The organism is Microbacterium sp. KUDC0406 (genome assembly GCF_021582875.1).
In the GTDB taxonomy this organism is placed as follows: domain Bacteria; phylum Actinomycetota; class Actinomycetes; order Actinomycetales; family Microbacteriaceae; genus Microbacterium.
On the sequence record NZ_CP091138.1, the window covers coordinates 3,170,515 to 3,186,741 of the forward strand.

The 16,227-nt window shown below is 69.6% G+C and carries 17 protein-coding genes and 4 pseudogenes; 5 read left to right on the forward strand and 16 right to left on the reverse strand.

Going from position 1 to position 16,227, the window contains the following annotated elements; all coding sequences use genetic code 11:
- Window positions 1-44: 44 nt before the first annotated feature.
- Entirely contained in the window at window positions 45-344 is a 300-nt protein-coding gene (locus L2X99_RS15610) for a GIY-YIG nuclease family protein (RefSeq protein WP_236135370.1), read from the reverse strand.
- A 253-nt stretch (window positions 345-597) separates the two neighbouring features.
- On the opposite strand from L2X99_RS15610, the gene L2X99_RS15615 reads away from it, so the two are divergent.
- Window positions 598-1,212 (forward strand): hypothetical protein, encoded by a 615-nt coding sequence (locus tag L2X99_RS15615; RefSeq protein WP_236125952.1) that lies wholly within the window; start codon window positions 598-600, stop codon window positions 1,210-1,212.
- Window positions 1,213-1,326: 114 nt separating this feature from the next.
- Here L2X99_RS15615 and moaC read toward each other — a convergent pair whose 3' ends face one another.
- The 5 genes and pseudogenes from moaC to L2X99_RS15635 form a co-directional block, all read right to left on the reverse strand.
- The gene (moaC, locus tag L2X99_RS15620; protein ID WP_236125951.1) at window positions 1,327-1,809 is read right to left on the reverse strand and encodes a cyclic pyranopterin monophosphate synthase MoaC; all 483 of its coding nucleotides are present in this window, start codon (window positions 1,807-1,809) and stop codon (window positions 1,327-1,329) included.
- Complete coding sequence (locus L2X99_RS15625; protein WP_236135371.1) at window positions 1,802-2,449, reverse strand: molybdopterin-binding protein; 648 nt, start codon at window positions 2,447-2,449, stop codon at window positions 1,802-1,804. The genes moaC and L2X99_RS15625 overlap by 8 nt, the downstream gene beginning before the upstream one ends.
- Window positions 2,450-2,576: 127 nt before the next feature.
- Window positions 2,577-2,846, reverse strand: a pseudogene (locus tag L2X99_RS18030) (molybdopterin molybdenumtransferase MoeA); the annotation flags it as partial.
- Window positions 2,847-2,853: 7 nt separating this feature from the next.
- Window positions 2,854-3,093: a hypothetical protein gene (locus L2X99_RS18035; protein ID WP_268928530.1), complete on the reverse strand. Its 240-nt coding sequence runs from the start codon at window positions 3,091-3,093 to the stop codon at window positions 2,854-2,856.
- A complete protein-coding gene (locus L2X99_RS15635; RefSeq protein WP_236125950.1) occupies window positions 3,090-3,338 on the reverse strand; it encodes a MoaD/ThiS family protein in 249 nt (82 codons plus the stop codon). Before L2X99_RS15635 ends, L2X99_RS18035 begins: the two co-directional genes overlap by 4 nt.
- A 91-nt stretch (window positions 3,339-3,429) precedes the next feature.
- Between L2X99_RS15635 and L2X99_RS15640 the strand changes: the two genes are divergently transcribed.
- Window positions 3,430-4,584 (forward strand): ThiF family adenylyltransferase, encoded by a 1,155-nt coding sequence (locus tag L2X99_RS15640; RefSeq protein WP_236125949.1) that lies wholly within the window; start codon window positions 3,430-3,432, stop codon window positions 4,582-4,584.
- Window positions 4,541-4,987, forward strand: a complete 447-nt coding sequence (locus tag L2X99_RS15645) for a molybdenum cofactor biosynthesis protein MoaE (protein WP_442923530.1) — start codon at window positions 4,541-4,543, stop codon at window positions 4,985-4,987. The genes L2X99_RS15640 and L2X99_RS15645 overlap by 44 nt, the downstream gene beginning before the upstream one ends.
- A gap of 24 nt (window positions 4,988-5,011) precedes the next feature.
- Here the strand turns inward: L2X99_RS15645 and L2X99_RS15650 are convergent, their stop codons facing one another.
- The 6 genes and pseudogenes from L2X99_RS15650 to L2X99_RS15675 form a co-directional block, all read right to left on the reverse strand.
- Window positions 5,012-5,893 carry a GTP 3',8-cyclase MoaA gene (locus tag L2X99_RS15650; protein ID WP_329608052.1) on the reverse strand — a complete coding sequence of 294 codons (882 nt, stop codon included), beginning with the start codon at window positions 5,891-5,893 and terminating at the stop codon, window positions 5,012-5,014.
- Window positions 5,811-6,089, reverse strand: a pseudogene (locus L2X99_RS18430) (radical SAM protein); the annotation flags it as partial. The pseudogene L2X99_RS18430 and the gene L2X99_RS15650, both read right to left, overlap by 83 nt.
- Before the next feature lie 85 nt (window positions 6,090-6,174).
- On the reverse strand, window positions 6,175-7,257 hold the full coding sequence (locus L2X99_RS15660) for an ABC transporter ATP-binding protein (protein ID WP_236125948.1): 1,083 nt from the start codon (window positions 7,255-7,257) through the stop codon (window positions 6,175-6,177).
- A 148-nt stretch (window positions 7,258-7,405) separates the two neighbouring features.
- Window positions 7,406-8,238, reverse strand: a pseudogene (locus L2X99_RS15665) (ABC transporter permease).
- Entirely contained in the window at window positions 8,235-9,149 is a 915-nt protein-coding gene (gene modA / locus L2X99_RS18705; protein WP_442923459.1) for a molybdate ABC transporter substrate-binding protein, read from the reverse strand. The pseudogene L2X99_RS15665 and the gene modA overlap by 4 nt, the downstream one beginning before the upstream one ends.
- The gene (locus L2X99_RS15675) at window positions 9,146-9,553 is read right to left on the reverse strand and encodes a TOBE domain-containing protein (protein WP_236125947.1); all 408 of its coding nucleotides are present in this window, start codon (window positions 9,551-9,553) and stop codon (window positions 9,146-9,148) included. The genes modA and L2X99_RS15675 overlap by 4 nt, the downstream gene beginning before the upstream one ends.
- A 241-nt stretch (window positions 9,554-9,794) precedes the next feature.
- Between L2X99_RS15675 and L2X99_RS15680 the strand changes: the two genes are divergently transcribed.
- Window positions 9,795-10,307, forward strand: a complete 513-nt coding sequence (locus L2X99_RS15680) for a nucleoside deaminase (RefSeq protein WP_236125946.1) — start codon at window positions 9,795-9,797, stop codon at window positions 10,305-10,307.
- A 76-nt stretch (window positions 10,308-10,383) separates the two neighbouring features.
- A pseudogene (locus L2X99_RS15685) lies at window positions 10,384-11,947 on the forward strand (NCS2 family permease).
- 125 nt (window positions 11,948-12,072) lie between these two features.
- Here L2X99_RS15685 and xdhC read toward each other — a convergent pair.
- The 4 genes from xdhC to L2X99_RS15710 form a co-directional block, all read right to left on the reverse strand.
- A complete protein-coding gene (gene xdhC, locus L2X99_RS15690) occupies window positions 12,073-12,891 on the reverse strand; it encodes a xanthine dehydrogenase accessory protein XdhC (RefSeq protein ID WP_236125944.1) in 819 nt (272 codons plus the stop codon).
- Between the two features lie 39 nt (window positions 12,892-12,930).
- Entirely contained in the window at window positions 12,931-15,336 is a 2,406-nt protein-coding gene (xdhB, locus tag L2X99_RS15695; protein WP_236125943.1) for a xanthine dehydrogenase molybdopterin binding subunit, read from the reverse strand.
- A 43-nt stretch (window positions 15,337-15,379) separates the two neighbouring features.
- Window positions 15,380-15,730 carry a hypothetical protein gene (locus L2X99_RS15700; protein WP_236135373.1) on the reverse strand — a complete coding sequence of 117 codons (351 nt, stop codon included), beginning with the start codon at window positions 15,728-15,730 and terminating at the stop codon, window positions 15,380-15,382.
- Between the two features lie 79 nt (window positions 15,731-15,809).
- Window positions 15,810-16,211 (reverse strand): FAD binding domain-containing protein, encoded by a 402-nt coding sequence (locus tag L2X99_RS15710; protein ID WP_236135936.1) that lies wholly within the window; start codon window positions 16,209-16,211, stop codon window positions 15,810-15,812.
- Between the last annotated feature and the right edge of the window lie 16 nt (window positions 16,212-16,227).

The window sequence follows — 16,227 nt, forward strand, 5'->3', positions numbered from 1 at the left end:
GAGCGACGGAGGAGCGAGACGAAACGTGGTGACGTGTTTCGGAATCAGCGCCCCGCCCTCGCTGCTCTCTGCCGCCTGCTCCATCCGACGACCGCGTCGAGACCTCCGGTCATGAACGCCTCGCGTTTCGCATGGCCCCAGCCCTGGATCCGCTTCTCCCAGGCGAACGCCTCTGCGATGTCGCGGAACTCCTCTGACCAGGCCAGTTCGACCGGAAGGCGCCGCCGGGTGTACGCGCTGCCCATGCCTGCAGCGTGCTGCTCGAGGCGCCGCTGGAGATCGACTGTGCTGCCGACGTAGTACGTGCCGTCGGCGCACCGCAGGATGTAGGTGACTCCTCTCATCCTCGGACGGTACTGGGAGCATCCGACGTCAAGCCATCGGGGATACCTGGACGCGTTTCGTCTCGCTGCGCTCGCGGGTGATCATCCGGGTCGTTGAGCGAGCGACGAAGGAGCGAGACGAAACGTGGTGACGTGTCTCGCGGGCTTGTGGGCGTATCGACTCTGCGTTTCGACTCGCTGGCGCTCGCTCAACGACCATCGCTCGCTCGACGACCGGGGGCGGCATGCCAGGATGTTGCCGAGGAGGTCGGCGATGGCGCAGACCAGGAAGAAGCGTGACGTCTTCGACGTGATCGCGGTGTTCGTGCTGTCGATCACGGCCGTCGTCACCGCATGGTGCGGGTTCGAGGCGTCCAAGTGGGGCGGTGACATGTCGATCGCCTTCAGCCAGGCGTCCAGCGCCCGGGTGCAGGCGACCGCCGCCGAGGGACAGGCGAGGGACGCCCGGCAGTACGACCTCACGATCTGGACGCAGTACGTCCTTGCCGAGGCCGACGGGAACACTCAGCTCATGACGTACATCGAGCAGCGCTTCACCCCGGAGTTCCGCACCGCGTTCGAGGCCTGGAACACAGGCGACCGGGTCGAGCAGGGACCGTTCGCCATGAAGGAGTACGTGCCGCCGGGAACGGCCGAGGCGAAGAAGCTGTCCCAGCACGCCGACAAGAAGTTCGAACAGGCGCTCGCGAGCAACCAGCGCGGCGACGACTACACGCTGCTGACCGTGCTGTTCGCGCTCGTGCTGTTCCTCACCGCGATGTCGCAGCGCGACCTGGTGCCGTGGGTGCGCTGGACGCTGCTGTCGCTGGCGATGGTCGTCGGTGCCGCCGGGATCGTCATCATGCTGACCTTCCCGATCCTGATATGACCCGATCCTGATCTGACGCGACCGGAGGGTGCGCTTCTCCCGTTCCGGTCTCACTCGTTGCGGGTGTCGGCACCCGTGGACCCGCATCCGTTGAGACCGGAGCAGTGGGGGAGGCTATTCGCGGGACCAGTCGCCGGACTTGCCGCCGGACTTCGCGAGCACCTGGATGTCGGTGATCACCGCGCGGTTGTCGACCGCCTTGATCATGTCGTAGAGGGTCAGTGCGGCGACGCTCGCGGCGGTGAGCGCCTCCATCTCGACCCCGGTGACGCCGTTGGTCACGGCGGTCGCAACGATGCGCACGCGGTCGTGACCGGGCTCGAGATCGACGGCGAGCTTCGTGAGCGGCAGCGGGTGACACAGCGGGATCAGGTTCGAGGTCTGCTTGGCGCCCATGATGCCGGCCAGGCGAGCGGTGCCCAGTGCCTCCCCCTTGGGCAGCGTGCCGTCGGCGATCGCGGCCACGACCTCGGGCGTGGTGATGAGCACGGCCTGTGCCTTGGCCTCACGGCGGGTGACCGCCTTCGCGGTCACGTCGACCATGTGCGCCGAGCCGTCGGCGCGCAGGTGGGTGAGCTTCGGCTCGGTCTCAGTCATCGATCCTCCAGTAGTCGACCTCGGCGCCGGCGGGCAGGGAGTCCACCCCGACCGGAAGGTGCACCAGCGCGTTCGCGGTGGCGTACGCGTGCAGCAGGTGGGAGCTCGGCGCGCCGACCTCGATGCTGCCGTCCGGATGCACCGTGCCGCGCCGCACCTGATGCTTCGCGGCCGGCGACGTGACGGCATGTGCGAGCACGCCGCGCTCGGTGCGGCGGTGCGCCGGCAGCCCGGCGAATCCGCGCAGCAGCGGGCGCAGGAACAGTTCGAAGGAGATCAGCGCCGACACGGGGTTGCCCGGAAACGCCAGTACCGGCATCCGTCTCCCGCTCGGCAACGCGGCCGTGCCGAGGCCCTGCGGGCCGCCCGGCTGCATCGCGACGGGCCCGAACTCCACGCCGAGCGGCGCGAGCGCGTCGCGCACGACCTCGAAGGCGCCGGCGCTGACACCGCCGGTCGTCACGACCAGGTCGACATCCGGATGCTGCTCGATCGCGTCCACGACCGCCGCGGCGTCGTCCGGTGCCGACGCGGTCACGGCGGTCGCGTCCCCGGCCGTGACGGCCGCCGCCATCATCGCCGAATTGGAGTCGTAGATCGCACCGCTGTCCGCGACCGGATCGAGACGGATGCCCGGCATCCGCAGCTCGTGTCCGGTGGAGAGCACTGAGTACGCGGACCGGATCCTGCACGCGCACGAGCGGCACGCCCGCGGCCGCGAGCGAGCCGAGCTGCGCCGGTCCCAGCCGGGTGCCGGCGGTCAACAGCGGCGCGCCCTCCTGGATGTCGGTGCCGACGGACCGCACGAAGGTGCCGGCCTTGACAGGCGCACGGAACGCGACGGTCGTGCCCTCCGGGGCGTCGTGCGCACCGCCTCCGATGCCGACGAAGTGCGCGGGGTCGCACTGCTCGATCGGCACCACGGCATCCGCGCCGTCCGGCACGGCGGCGCCGGTCATGACAGGGGAGGCCGTACCAGGAGTGAGCGTGCCGACCGGATCGCCCGCGGCGCTGGTCGGCCCGACCGGCAGGCGCACGGGCTTGTCAACGGATGCCGACGGCGAGATCTGCCGCGCGCACGGCGTAGCCGTCCATCTGAGAGTTCGCGAAGCGGGGGAGCGAGACCGGAGAGGTCACGTCCTCGGCGAGGAGGCGGCCCAGCGGAAAGTTCTCCGGATCGACGGGCCAGATGCCGGAGCGGGCCGGATCAGCCAGCCGCTCAGCGAGCGGTGCGAGCAGCTCCGCCGCCGCGGCGGCGTGCTCGAGGTGCGTGCGCACGGTCATCCGCCCGCGAACGGCGGCAGCACGTCGACGCTCGCCGAGATCGGGGAGGCGGGATCGCGGCGGACGACCCCGTCGACGAGGAACGACCCTGAGCGCAGCACCTTCTCCATCGCAGTGCCGTAGCGCTCCTGCAGGGCGTCGCGCAGCGCGCCGACGGTCGCGCCGGCGTCGAGATCGAGCTGCTCCTGCTCGCAGCCCGCGGCATCTGCCGCCGCCGCGAAGTACCGCACCGTCACCATCGCCATGTCTCCCATGCTACCCGCGATGCGGAATCCAGCATCCGAGTGGTGGAAGGGAATATCCGCCTGACGGACAGCGAAAGCGTACACTGGTACCATGTCTCCGCTCGTCGAGCCGGGTCCGCCGCTGGACCCCGATCGGGTCTCCCGCTACAGCCGTCAGCTCATGCTGCCCGGGTTCGGCGAGAGCGCGCAGCGGCGGCTGCAGAGCGCCCGGGTGCTGGTGATCGGCGCCGGCGGGCTCGGCAGCGCAGTCGTCCCGTCGCTGGCTGCGGCCGGCATCGGCACGATCGGGATCATCGACGACGATGACGTCGAACTGTCCAACCTGCATCGTCAGCTCAGCCACGGCGTCGCCGACATCGGCAGGCCCAAGGTGGACTCGCTCGCAGAGACGGTCGCCGCGATCGACCCGGAATGCCGGGTGATCACCTATTCGATGCGGGTGCGCAGCCCGCAGCTGAATCTGATCATGAACGGCGCCGAGCGGTGGGATCTGCTGATCGACGGCAGCGACAACTTCCCCACCCGCTACCTGACGAACGATGTGTCGGTGCTCGAGAGCATTCCTCTCGTCTGGGGTTCGATCCTGCGGTTCCACGGCCAGGTCGGTGTCTCGTGGCAGGGACACGGCCCGACCTATCGTGATCTGTTCCCCGCACCTCCGCCCGCGGACGAGGCGCTGTCGTGCGAACTGGGCGGAGTGCTGCCGACGCTGTGCACCGCCATCGGTTCGTTCATGGCGACCGAGGCGATCAAGCTGATCACCGGCATCGGCGAGCCGCTGCTCGGCAGGGTGCTGTTCTACGACGCGCTGACAGCGCGCACCCGCGAGATCCCGTACGGCGCATCTGACGACGCTCCTGAGATCACCGAGCTGATCGACTACGACCTGTTCTGCGGAATGCAGGACGACGATGACCTGGCATCCGTCTCGGCTGCCGAGCTGCTCGGTCGCCTCCGTGCCGGCGAGCAGCTGCGCCTGCTGGACGTGCGCGAGCCGCACGAGGCCGACGGCCGCCGCATCGACGGCAGCACGCTGCTGCCCATCGGCGACCTGCGTGGTGGTGCGCAGCCGGATGCCGGAGACGGGACCCTCGTGGTCTACTGCGAGAAGGATCCGCGGTCGCGCAGCGCCGCGCGCATCCTGCTCGAGAGCGGCGTCGACGACGTGGTCTACCTCGCCGGCGGCATCCAGGCCTTCGCTTCTGTCGGCGGCGACACCGTATCCAGCGTGCGGGAGGCACTGTGACTTTCGACCTGATCTCCGAGACCCCCTCGACGAGGCGGCCATCCGGCGGGCCGTCGAGGCCGATGCCAGCGGCGCGGTCGTGATGTTCTGCGGTGTGGTGCGTGATCATGACGGCGGAAGGCCGGTCAGGTCGCTGGACTACCGCGCGCACCCGGACGCGGCGCGCTTCCTCGAGGCGTGCGTCACCCGGATCCGCGAGGAGACGGGGTTCGCGGTGGCGGCATCGCACCGCGTGGGAGACCTGCGCGTCGGCGATGTGGCGCTGTTCGCCGCGGCATCCGCCCCGCACCGTGCCGAGGCGTTCGACGCGTGCGAGCGCCTGGTCGAGATCATCAAGCACGAGGTGCCGATCTGGAAGCGCCAGCACTACGACGACGGCGTCTCGGAGTGGGTCGGGCTCTGACCGGGCCTCAGCCCCCGATGTAGCTCATCTCGATGCGCTTGCGGTGCTCGCGCAGTTCTGGCGTGAGGCTGGAGCGGATCTCGGAGTAGCGGTCCTCGCGGGCACCCAGATGGATGCCATCGCGGTGGACAGCTCGTCATCGGATGCTCCGCCGCGCAGCAGCGCGCGCAGGTCGTGCCCCTCCGAGGCGAACAGGCAGGTGAACAGCCTGCCCTCGGTGGAGATGCGCGCGCGGTTGCAGGTTCCGCAGAAGGCGTTCGTCACGCTGGAGATCAGGCCGATCTCGCCGGTACCGTCGGCGTACCGCCAACGCTTGGCCGTCTCGCCGTGCACCGCCTCGTCGAGTGGCTCGAGCGGGAACACCTCATTGATACGTGCCACGACCTCGGACGACGGCACGACCTCATCGAGCGACCAGCCGTTGGTGTTGCCCACGTCCATGTACTCGATGAACCGCAGCGTGTACGGCGTGCCCTTGAACCGGCGGGCCATGTCGACGATCTCGCCGTCGTTGAGTCCGCGCTTGACGACCATGTTCAGCCGGATCGGCCCGAGGCCCGCCTCGTGTGCGGCATCGATGCCGGTCAGCACACGGTCGACCGGGAACCGCACGTCGTTCATCCTCTGGAACAGCTCGTCGTCGAGGGAGTCCACCGACACGGTCACCCTGGTGAGGCCGGCAGCCTTCAGCGCCGCAGCCTTGACCGCCAGTGCGGAACCGTTCGTGGTCAAGGCGATGTCGAGCGGGTCGCCTTCGGGCGTGCGCAGCTCGGCGAGCTGCGCGATGAGCTCCTCGATGCCGCCGGCGCAGCAGCGGCTCGCCCCCGGTGAGGCGGATCTTGTGCACGCCATGGGCCGCGGAGATCCTTGCGATGCGGGTGATCTCCTCGAAAGAGAGCAGTTCATTCCGATCGAGGAATGCGTAGTCGCGACCGAATACTTCTTTGGGCATGCAGTACACGCAGCGGAAGTTGCAGCGGTCGGTGACCGAGATCCGCAGGTCGCGCAGCGGGCGGCGGAAGCGGTCGGTGAGGGCGATGGGCATGCCGGTGGACGGCAGCCTCGCGGCGCCGCTCGGCCCGTCGATGCGCGTGATCGTCATCCGTCACCCCCTTACGGATCGCAACGGTAGCACCGCTTGGTGGATGTCGGATGCGCCGGCGGCCGGATCTTCTCCGCCGGGCGGGTCAGGCCCGGCGCACCGAGACGTCGTCGGGATGCACGGTGAAGCGCAGACGCACTCCCGGGGCGACGCCGGCGGCGACGGCCACGGTTGACGGGCAGTCCACCGCGATCTCCGGATGCTCCACGGTGCGCAGCCGCATGCCGCCGGGCAACGGTTCGAGCGTCACGACGGTGCCCTCCCACGCGTTCGAACCGACGGATGCTGCGGATGCCGGGGCATCGGCTCGCTGTATCCGTACGGAGCCAGGCGCGAACGCGACGGTCCCGGCGGCTCCCGTCGGCACGGCATCGCCGATGCCGCACCAGAGGATGTCATCACCGCGAACTGTGTCGTCCGCGGAACCGTCTCCCGACACCAGGTTCACCCCGGCCAGCGCGGCGACGAACGTCGACCGAGGATGCCCCAGCACCTCCGTGGTCGGGCCCTCCTGCACGATCCGGCCGTCGTGCACGATCGCGGTCCGCGCGGCGAGCACGACCGCGTCGAGCGGGTCGTGCGTGACCAGGACCAGCGGGATGCCGGCGCTGTCGCGCTGCTCGGCCACCAGCCGTCGCGCCTGGGAAGCGGTCTCGACGTCGAGCGCGGCGAACGGCTCGTCGAGCAGCAGCGCGTCCGGTCGCGCTGCGAGCGCCCGCGCCAGCGCGACGCGCTGCTGCTGCCCACCGGAGAGCTGCGCGGGCCGGTGCGGGGCGAGGTCGCCGAGGCCGACCCGATCGAGCCAGCCCTTCGCATCCCGGCGCGCTGCCGCGGAAGACACCCCTTGGGCGCGTGGACCGAACGCGACGTTCTCGAGGGCGGACAGATGCGGGAAGAGCAGCGCGCGCTGGCCGAGCAGGCCGACGCGGCGCTGTGCCGGCGGCACGTGCACGGCGCGGCCGCCGGCAGCCGTGTCGTCGAGCATCCGTCCGTCGAGCGCGATGCGCCCGTCGTCGATCGGCAGGTGCCCGGCGAGCGCGGCGAGCAGCGTGGACTTGCCGGAGCCGTTGGGTCCGAGCACGGCGAGCACCTCGCCGGGCGCAGCATCCAGCGCCATGTCCACGTGGAACACGCCGGCACGTGCCCGAAAGTCGGCGGAGAGCGTCATCGAGCGCCTCCGACCCGCGCCGAGCGAACCAGGCGCCGCCGACGGAACCACGTGCCGTCGAGTGAACCACCTGCGGACGTCGATACCTCGTGCACTCGTCGGGTGCTCTCGGCCTGCGAAGCGGGCGGGCGAGATTCTGCCGTGAGCGTCATCGCACCGCATCCGCTCGCCAGCCGCGCATCAGCACGAGCACCGCGATCGCGACCAGGATGAGCATCAGTGAGAGGGCGATCGCGGTGTCCTCCCCGACGCCCGCGCCGTTGAACGCCGTGTAGATCGCGAGCGGCATGGTGCGCGTGACCCCGCGGCGTTGCCGGCGAACAGGGCGGTCGCCCCGAACTCGCCGAGTGCCCGGGCGAAGCACAGCACCGTGCCCGCGATGAGGCCGGGGGCGACCAGCGGCAGGGTCACCCGGCGGAACACCGTGAACTGCCGAGCGCCGAGCGTCGCCGCCACCAGTTCGTGCGCGTCGCCGCCGGTGCGCAGGGAGCCTTCGACCGAGATCACCAGGAACGGCATCGCGACGAACGTCTGCGCGATCACGACGGCGGCGGTCGTGAACGGGATGCGGATGCCGATCTCGCCGAGCAGATCGCCGAGCACGCTCTGCCGCCCGAGCAGGGAGAGCAGCGCGATGCCGCCCACGAGCGGCGGGAGCACGAGCGGCAGGGTGGTCAGGGTGCGCAGCACCGCGGCCAGCCAACCCGGAGCCCTGGCGATGAGGATCGCGAGCGGCACGCCGAGCAGCAGGCACAGCGCAGTCGCGATCGCCGCCGTCGAGAGCGACAGGACGAGCGCCTGCAGCGCGGCATCCGACGTGATCGCCGCCGGCACGCCCGCCCAGTCGAGCCGGGTGAGGAGGGCTACGAAGGGCAGCACCAGCAACGCCGTGCCCAGTGTCGCAGGCACGATCAGCCACACGGGAAGCCGTCGGCCGGCCCCGAAATCAACCGGGTTAATCGGGCCATCGACCGTGCTCATGACGCCTCGCCTCCGAACGTCGCGCGTCCCACGGGACCCTCGAGGCGGGCGGACAGGGACCGGCCAGGGCCGGCCTCGCGCCGGGCTGCCAGCCGAGCCGGGCTCCGGCGTGCGGTGAGAGCACTCACGGCGCCTCGAATCCGAACTCCGCGAGCACTGCGCGGCCCTTCGCGCCGGTGATGAAGTCCACGAACGCAGCGGCCGCCTCGGGGTTCGGGGCATCCTTCAGCGCAGCGATCGGGTACACGTTCGTCGCGGCATCCGCCCCGTCGATCGGGGTGCCCTGCACCGCCGGAGCCGGCGGCCTTGACGTCGGTCACGTACACGAGCCCGGCATCCGCCTCGCCGCTGGAGACCTTGGTGAGCACGGCGGTGACGTTCTGCTCCTCGCTGGCCGGCGTGAGGGTCACGCCGGCGTTCTTCAGCAGCGTCTGAGAGGCAGTGCCGCAGGGCACCTCGGGTGCGCACAGCACGACCGTGAGGTCCTCCGCCGTCAGCGACGCCAGATCGGTGATCCCCTTCGGGTTGCCCGGCGCCGTCACGATCTGCATGACGTTGGCGGCGAAGTCCACCGGGTCGGCGGCGAGCCCGGCATCCGTGACCTTCGCCATGTTCTTCTCGTCCGCCGAGGCGAAGACGTCGGCCGGCGCCCCGCCGATCAGCTGGGTGGCGAGCACCGACGAGCCGTCGTAGCTGATCGGCTTGACGGTGACGTCGGGGTGCTCCGCGGAGAACTCCTTCGCGAGCTCGTCGAAGGCGCCGGAGAGGGATGCCGCGGCGTAGACCGTCAGGTCGCCGGAGAGCGCATCGGCCGACGAGGACGGCGCCGCGGGCGCCGGGCCGGAGCAGCCTGCGAGCAGCAGGACGGCGGTCACGGCGATGGCGAGGATGCCGCTTCGGCGGGTGTTCACGGGGTCTCCTTGCTGGTGGCTTCGATGATGACGGTGGTGGCCTTGACGATCGCGACGCCGCGATCCCCGACCTCGAGGTGCAGGTCGCGCGCCGCCTCGGATGACATCAGCGACACCACCCGGAACGGTCCGCACTGCAGTTCGACCTGGGCCATCAACCCCTCGATCTCGACGCGGGTGACCAGGCCGACGAACCGGTTGCGGGCGCTGAGCTGCCGATCGCCGTCTTCGCTCACCCCGGCGGCGAGTACCTGCGCGTGCGCGGCCAGTTCGTCGCCCGGCACGACCTGCCGCCCTGCGGCGTCGTGCGACACCGTGAGCAGCCCGTCGCGCACCCAACGCCTCACGGTGTCGTCGCTCACTCCGAGAAGTGTCGCCGCCTCAGCGATCCGAAAATGCGTCATGAGAGCGACTCTATCTCCGCAGATGCGGAAGCGCAAAGACGAATATCGCATCGCGGTATTCGCCTTTCAAAATCGCTGGACGAGAGCGGAAACAATTGTTATGCTCATCACGCCGTCGCGCTCACGAATTGCGCCCGGCGAGAAGCACAACCTAGCGGTTCGACGTATATCTCGTGGAACGATCCGATCCGGATCCGACCCGATAAGCCGTATCACTGCGACGACAGCAAGGGAGCTCTCCGTGCACAGCACCGCTATATCCGATTCCGCCACTCAGGCCACGCCGGCGGAATACCTCGCCGCCGCGGTCCGCATAGCCGTGGACAACGTCCGCAACGAGGGCGGCCCGTTCGGCGCCATAGTCGTCACGGCAGATGGACAGGTCTTCGAAGGCGTCAACCGGGTGACCGCCAACCTCGATCCCTCAGCGCACGCCGAGGTCACCGCGATACGCAACGCCTGCCAGGGGCTCGGCACCTTCGACCTCTCCGGAGCCACGCTCTACACGAGCTGCGAGCCCTGCCCGATGTGCCTCGCGACGTCGCTGTGGGCCCGGATCGACAAGGTCTACTTCGCCGCGAACCGCGACGACGCGGCAGACGCCGGCTTCGACGACGCGGTGTTCTACCGCTACTTCGAGGGCGACGACGCCGACCGCGAGATCATGCCGGTCGCCGACATCGCCCTGCCGGCGGAGGAGCGCGTCGCGCCTTTCACCGAGTGGAGCCTCACCACCACCCGCGTCGAGTACTGACGCGTCACCGCACCACCACAACCACCCGCGTCGAGTACTGACGCGTCATCGAAACGTACTGACCCTGGAGCCGAAGATGTCTTCACAACGCCCTGCTTCCGCACGCCCATCCGCCCCCGACACGTCATCGAACGCCGTAGCCGCAGGCGGCGCGACGGGCCTGTTCACCCGCAGCGATGAGGAGCTGCCGCCCCTCTCGACAGGGGCGACCACGACCGTCGAGGGGGAGCCGAAGAACGCCTTCGACCGCTTCTTCGAGATCACCCGCCGCGGCTCCACGCTGGGGCGTGAGATCCGCCGGTGGCATCGTCACCTTCGTGACGATGGCCTACATCGTGATCCTCAACCCGCTGATCCTCGGCGGCGTCGACGACGTCGCCGGGAACGCGCTCGACGCGGCGCAGATCGGCGCGGCGACCGGCCTCACCGCCGGCGTCATGACGATCCTGTTCGGCGTCATCGCCCGACTGCCGTTCGCGCTCGCCGCCGGCCTCGGCATCAACTCCTTCCTGGCCGTGTCCGTCGTCGGACAGGTCACCTGGCAGGAGGCCATGGGCCTGGTGGTGATCAACGGCATCCTGATCGTGATCTTCGGTGCCACCGGCATCCGGACCGCGATCTTCAAGGCCGTGCCGCAGGCGCTGAAGGCCGCGATCACGGTCGGCATCGGCCTGTTCATCGCGTTCATCGGCTTCGTGGACTCGGGCTTCGTGAACCGCACCGAGGCCGGGCCCCCGGTGCAGCTCGGCGCGGACGGCTCGATCACCTCGGTTCCGACCCTCATCTTCCTGCTCGGCCTGGTGCTCATCGGCATCCTCGTCGCGCGGAAGGTGCCCGGCGGCATCCTGATCGGCATCGTGGTGACCACAGTCGTGGCGCTGATCGCGCAGTCCGTGCTCAAGCTCGGTCCCTCCTTCGAGGACCCGAACGGCTGGCACATGACCATCCCCGAGCTGCCGGCCTCGTGGATCACCGTCCCCGACTTCGGCCTGATCGGTCAGTTCGACCTGTTCGGATCCTTCGGCCGCGTCGGCGTGCTGTCCGCGACGATGCTGGTGTTCACCCTGGTGTTCTCGAACTTCTTCGACGCGATGGGCACCATGACGGGCCTGGCCAAGAACGCCGGCCTGGCGTACAAGGACGGCACGTTCCCGCGCCTGCGTTCGGCCTTCGTCGTCGAGGGCTTCGGCGCGGTCGCCGGCGGCATGACCTCGACGTCGTCGAACACGGTCTACGTGGACAGCGCCTCGGGCATCGGTGAGGGAGCGCGCTCCGGTGTCGCCTCGCTCGTGGTCGGCGTGCTGTTCCTGCTGTCGATGTTCCTCACCCCGCTCACGCTGGTGGTGCCGATCGAGGTCGGCTCGGCGGCGCTGGTCGTCGTCGGCGCGATGATGATGGCGCAGATCCGCGAGATCAAGTTCGACAAGTTCGCCGTCGCGCTGCCGGCGTTCCTCACGATCGTCACGATGCCGCTGACCTACTCGATCGCCAACGGCATCGGCATCGGCTTCATCTCGTGGGCACTGGTGAACGCGTTCTCGGGCCGCGCCCGCAAGGTGCACTGGCTGATGTGGGTGGTGGCGGCGGGCTTCGCCCTGTACTTCGTCCGGGGCCCGATCGAGGCGCTGCTGGGGAATTAGCGGATATCACGTATGAGGCCCGCTCCCGAAAAAGGGGCGGGCCTTATTCGTGTCCACATTCTGCGGAAAGAAGAAATGCAGATATCCCGCAATGAATTCACCGCTGGATGAGCCGGAATGGGATTTCAGGCGGATGCCGCCGGCGCGGACTCCTCAATCAGCTGAAGAATTCTGGCGGCGACGCTGACAGCGATGACCGCCGGCTGCTTTCCTGACACCTCGGGAATGCCGATCGGCGTGGTGACCCGTTCCAGGTCCTCGGGCGAGTGTCCCGCCTCGTCGAGCTTCTTGCGGAACCGGGCCCACTTCGACGCCGAGCCGATCAGCCCGATCGTCGCAGGGGCATCCGATCGCAGCGCCTGATCGACGATGGCGAGGTCCTCGACGTGATCGTGCGTCATCACCAGCACATGCGACCCGGCCGGCAGCTGCGCGAGGGCGGCCTCAGGAACGGGGGAGTGGTGCACCTGCACGCGGGCGACTGCACCGCTGCGCACGGGCTCGAGGCGCGCGGCATCCAGCATCTCCGCGCGCGAGTCGACCAGGTGCAGGTCGATCTCGTGCCGGGACAGGATGCGGGCCAGCTCGACGCCGACGTGCCCCAGGCCGAAGACGGCGACCGAGGGCACGACGCGGACGGGTTCCAGCATGATGGTCACCTCTCCTCCGCAGCACTGCACGCCGTACTCGGTCGTCGCCTTGTCGCTCAGCGTGAGCGTGAGCAGTTCGGGCTCGGCGGAGCCGGCGGCCAGCATCGCGCGGGCTCGGTCGGCGGCGGTCGCCTCCAGGTTCCCGCCGCCGATCGTGCCGAACATCCGCTCCGGAGAGACGACCATCTTCGCGCCGCCGTTGCGTGGCGCGTGCCCGCGCACCATGGCGAGCGTGACGATGACCGCCGGGATGCGGTCCTCGCGCAGCTCGCGCAGGGCGTCCAGCCAGTCCATGATGGGCTTCCTCTTCCGGTCGGGTCGCAGTCTGTCCCGCTATGCGCGCGTCAGAGCGGGAGCAACTGCGACCTGAGCGTCGGTGGCCGTGGCCGAGTCGTCGTCGGATGCCGCGGACGCGGCGGCCTGCGCGGCCTCGACCGCCCAGAACACCGCCTCGGGGGTCGCCGGCGAGCCCAACTCGACCGAGTGGCCGACGGGACCGAAGGCTGCCACGGCGTCACGGATCGCCTCGCGGGCGCTGAACGCGAGCATGAACGGCGGCTCGCCGACGGCCTTCGAGCCGTATACGGCGCCCTCCTCCCTGGCGTTCTCGAACAGGCGCACGTGGAACTCCTCGGGCATCTCCGAGAAGCTGGGCAGCTTGTACGTCGATGCGGACTGGGTCTGCAGGCGGCCGCGGTTCGGGCCGGAGCTCTCGTCCCAGCGCAGCTCCTCCAGGGTGAGCCAGCCCACGCCCTGCACATAGGCGCCCTCGATCTGTCCGATGTCGAGCATCGGCGAGAGCGAGTCGCCCACGTCGTGCACGATGTCGACCCTGCGCACCCGGTAGGCACCGGTGAACTCGTCGACCTCCACCTCAGTGGCCGCCGCGCCGTACGCGAAGTACTTGAACGGGGAGCCCTGCATGATCTCCGGGTTCCAGTGCAGGCCCTCCGTGCGGTAGTACCCGGCCGCGAAGAGCTGCACCCGCTGGAAGTACGCCGCCTTGACGACCTCTGCCCAGGAGACGCGGTTCACCGGTGCGCCGAGAGCGGTCGCGAAGCCGCCGCCGAAGCGGACGTCCCGCTCGTCGACGCCGAGCATGCGTCCGGCGACCTTCGCGAGCCGCTCGCGGATCTGCTCGCACGCGTTCTTCACCGCGCCGCCGTTGAGGTCGGCGCCGGAGGATGCCGCCGTGGCGGAGGTGTTCGGCACCTTGTCGGTGCGGGTCGGGGCGAGGCGCACCTGGTGCAGCTCGACCCCGAGCGCGGTCGCCGCGACCTGCAGCATCTTCGTGTGCAGACCCTGGCCCATCTCGGTGCCGCCGTGATTGACGAGGATCGAGCCGTCCTTGTAGACGTGCACGAGGGCGCCCGCCTGGTTGAAGGCGGCGAAGTTGAACGAGATCCCGAACTTGATCGGCGTCATCGACAGGGCACGCTTCACGTGCGGGCTCGAGGCATTGAACGAGCGGATCTCGTCGCGGCGCGCTGCCACATCCGCCTCATCCGAGAGCTGGCCCCAGATGGTCTCCAGGCGGTCGGCGTCCTTGATGAGCTGGCCGTAGGGGGTGCTCTGGCCGGGCTTGTAGAAGTTGCGCCGGCGCAGTTCGAGCGGATCGATGCCGAGGGTCGGCGCGACCCGGCCCAGGATGTCCTCGATGAGGAAGACGCCCTGCGGGCCGCCGAAGCCGCGGTACGCGGTGTTGGAGGTCTTGTTCGTCTTCACGATCTGCCCGTAGGCGTGCACGTTCGGGATCCAGTAGGAGTTGTCCAGGTGGCAGAGCGCGCGGCCCAGCACCGGCTCCGACAGGTCGATCGACCATCCGCCGTCGCAGGTCAGTGTCGTGTCGAGGGCCTGCAGCAGGCCGTTCTCGTCGAAGCCGACCTTCCACGCGATGTGGAAGGGGTGCCGCTTGCCGGTCATCGTGATGTCCTGCGTGCGGTTCAGGCGCAGTCGCACCGGGCGTCCGGTGAGCTTCGCGCCCAGTGCCGCGATCGCGGCGAACCCGTGCGGCTGCATCTCCTTGCCGCCGAAGCCGCCGCCCATGCGCAGGCACTGCACGGTGATCTCGTTAGCCGGGATCCCGAGCACGTGCGACACCAGATCCTGCGTCTCGGTGGGGTGCTGGGTCGAGCACTGGATGAAGTACTGCCCCTCGGAGTCGCGGACGGCGAACGAGGCGTGCGTCTCGAGATAGAAGTGCTCCTGGCCGCCGAACTCGGTCACGCCCTCGAAGACGTGCGCGGATGCGGCGAGACCGGCGGCCGCGTCGCCGCGCTGCACGGTGCGCGGAGTGCCCTGGAAGGACTGCGCCTCGAGGGCATCCTGCACGGTGATCAGCGAGGGCAGCGGCTCGTACTCGACGGTGACGGCCGCCGCGCCGAGGCGTGCGGCCTCCTGCGTCTCGCCCAGCACCCACACCAGCGCATGGCCGTAGAACATGGCCTCGCTCGGGAACAGCGGCTCATCATTGCGGATGCCGGCGTCGTTCAGTCCTGGCACATCGTCGGCGGTCAGCACGCGGACGACGCCCGGCACGTCGTAGGCGCCGGAGACGTCGACCGTGACGCGCGCATGCGCGTTCGTCGACTGCACGGGCCAGGCGGTCAGCACGCCGGCGGTCTGCTCGGCGATGTCGTCGGTGTACATCGCCGCTCCCGTGACATGCAGGGCGGCGCTCTCGTGTGCGGCCCTGCGGCCGACGACGGGGTTCTCGGGGCGGTCGGCGAGAGTGCTCATGCCGACACCTCCTTCGACTGGATGACGGTCTGGCTGTAGAACTTCAGGAGTGCGGTGCCCAGCATGTGGGACCGGTAGTCGGAGCTGGCGCGGTGGTCGGACATCGGGGTTCCTCTCCCTGCAGCAGGGCCGATGCCGCCTTCACCGTGGTGAGGTCCCACGGTCGGCCGATGAGGGCCTGCTCGGTGGCGTAGGCGCGGATCGGCGTTGCGGCGACGCCGCCGAGTCCGATCCGTGCCGCGGTGACGACGCCGCCGTCGATGTCGAGGGCGAAGCCGATCGCGACCGACGAGATGTCGTCGAAGCGGCGCTTCGCGATCTTGTGGAAGGCGGTGGCCTGCGCGAGCGGTAGCGGGATGCGCACGGCGGTGATCAGTTCGTCCTTCGCGCGCACCGTCTGCCGGTAGCCGGTGAAGTACTCGGCGAGGTCGACCTCGCGCTCCGAAACCGCACCACCGCGCCGAGACTGGGTGCTACGCCCCCGTCTCGGCGCGGGCTTGCAGTCTCGAGAGTGGGGACGCGGATGCCAGTACGAGGCGCGCGCCGAGGGCCAGCAGCGCCGGCGGGGTGTCGCCGATCGGAGATCCGGTGCCGAGGTTGCCGCCGATGGTGCCGCGGTTGCGGATCAGGCGCGAGGCGAACTGCGGGAACAGCTTCGCCAGCAGGGGGATGCGTCCGTTCAGCCGGCGCTCCACCTCGGACAGCGGCAGGGCGGCGCCGATCTCGATGTACTCGGCGGTCTCGGTGAGGCCGCGCAGCTCGTCGAGCTGGTCGATCGCGACGACGAAGGGTGCGCGGCTGCCGCGGATGTTCACCTCGACGCCCCAGTCGGTGGATCCGGCGACGACGAGCGCGCTGGGCTCGTCATGCAGCACCTGCAGGGTCTCGGCG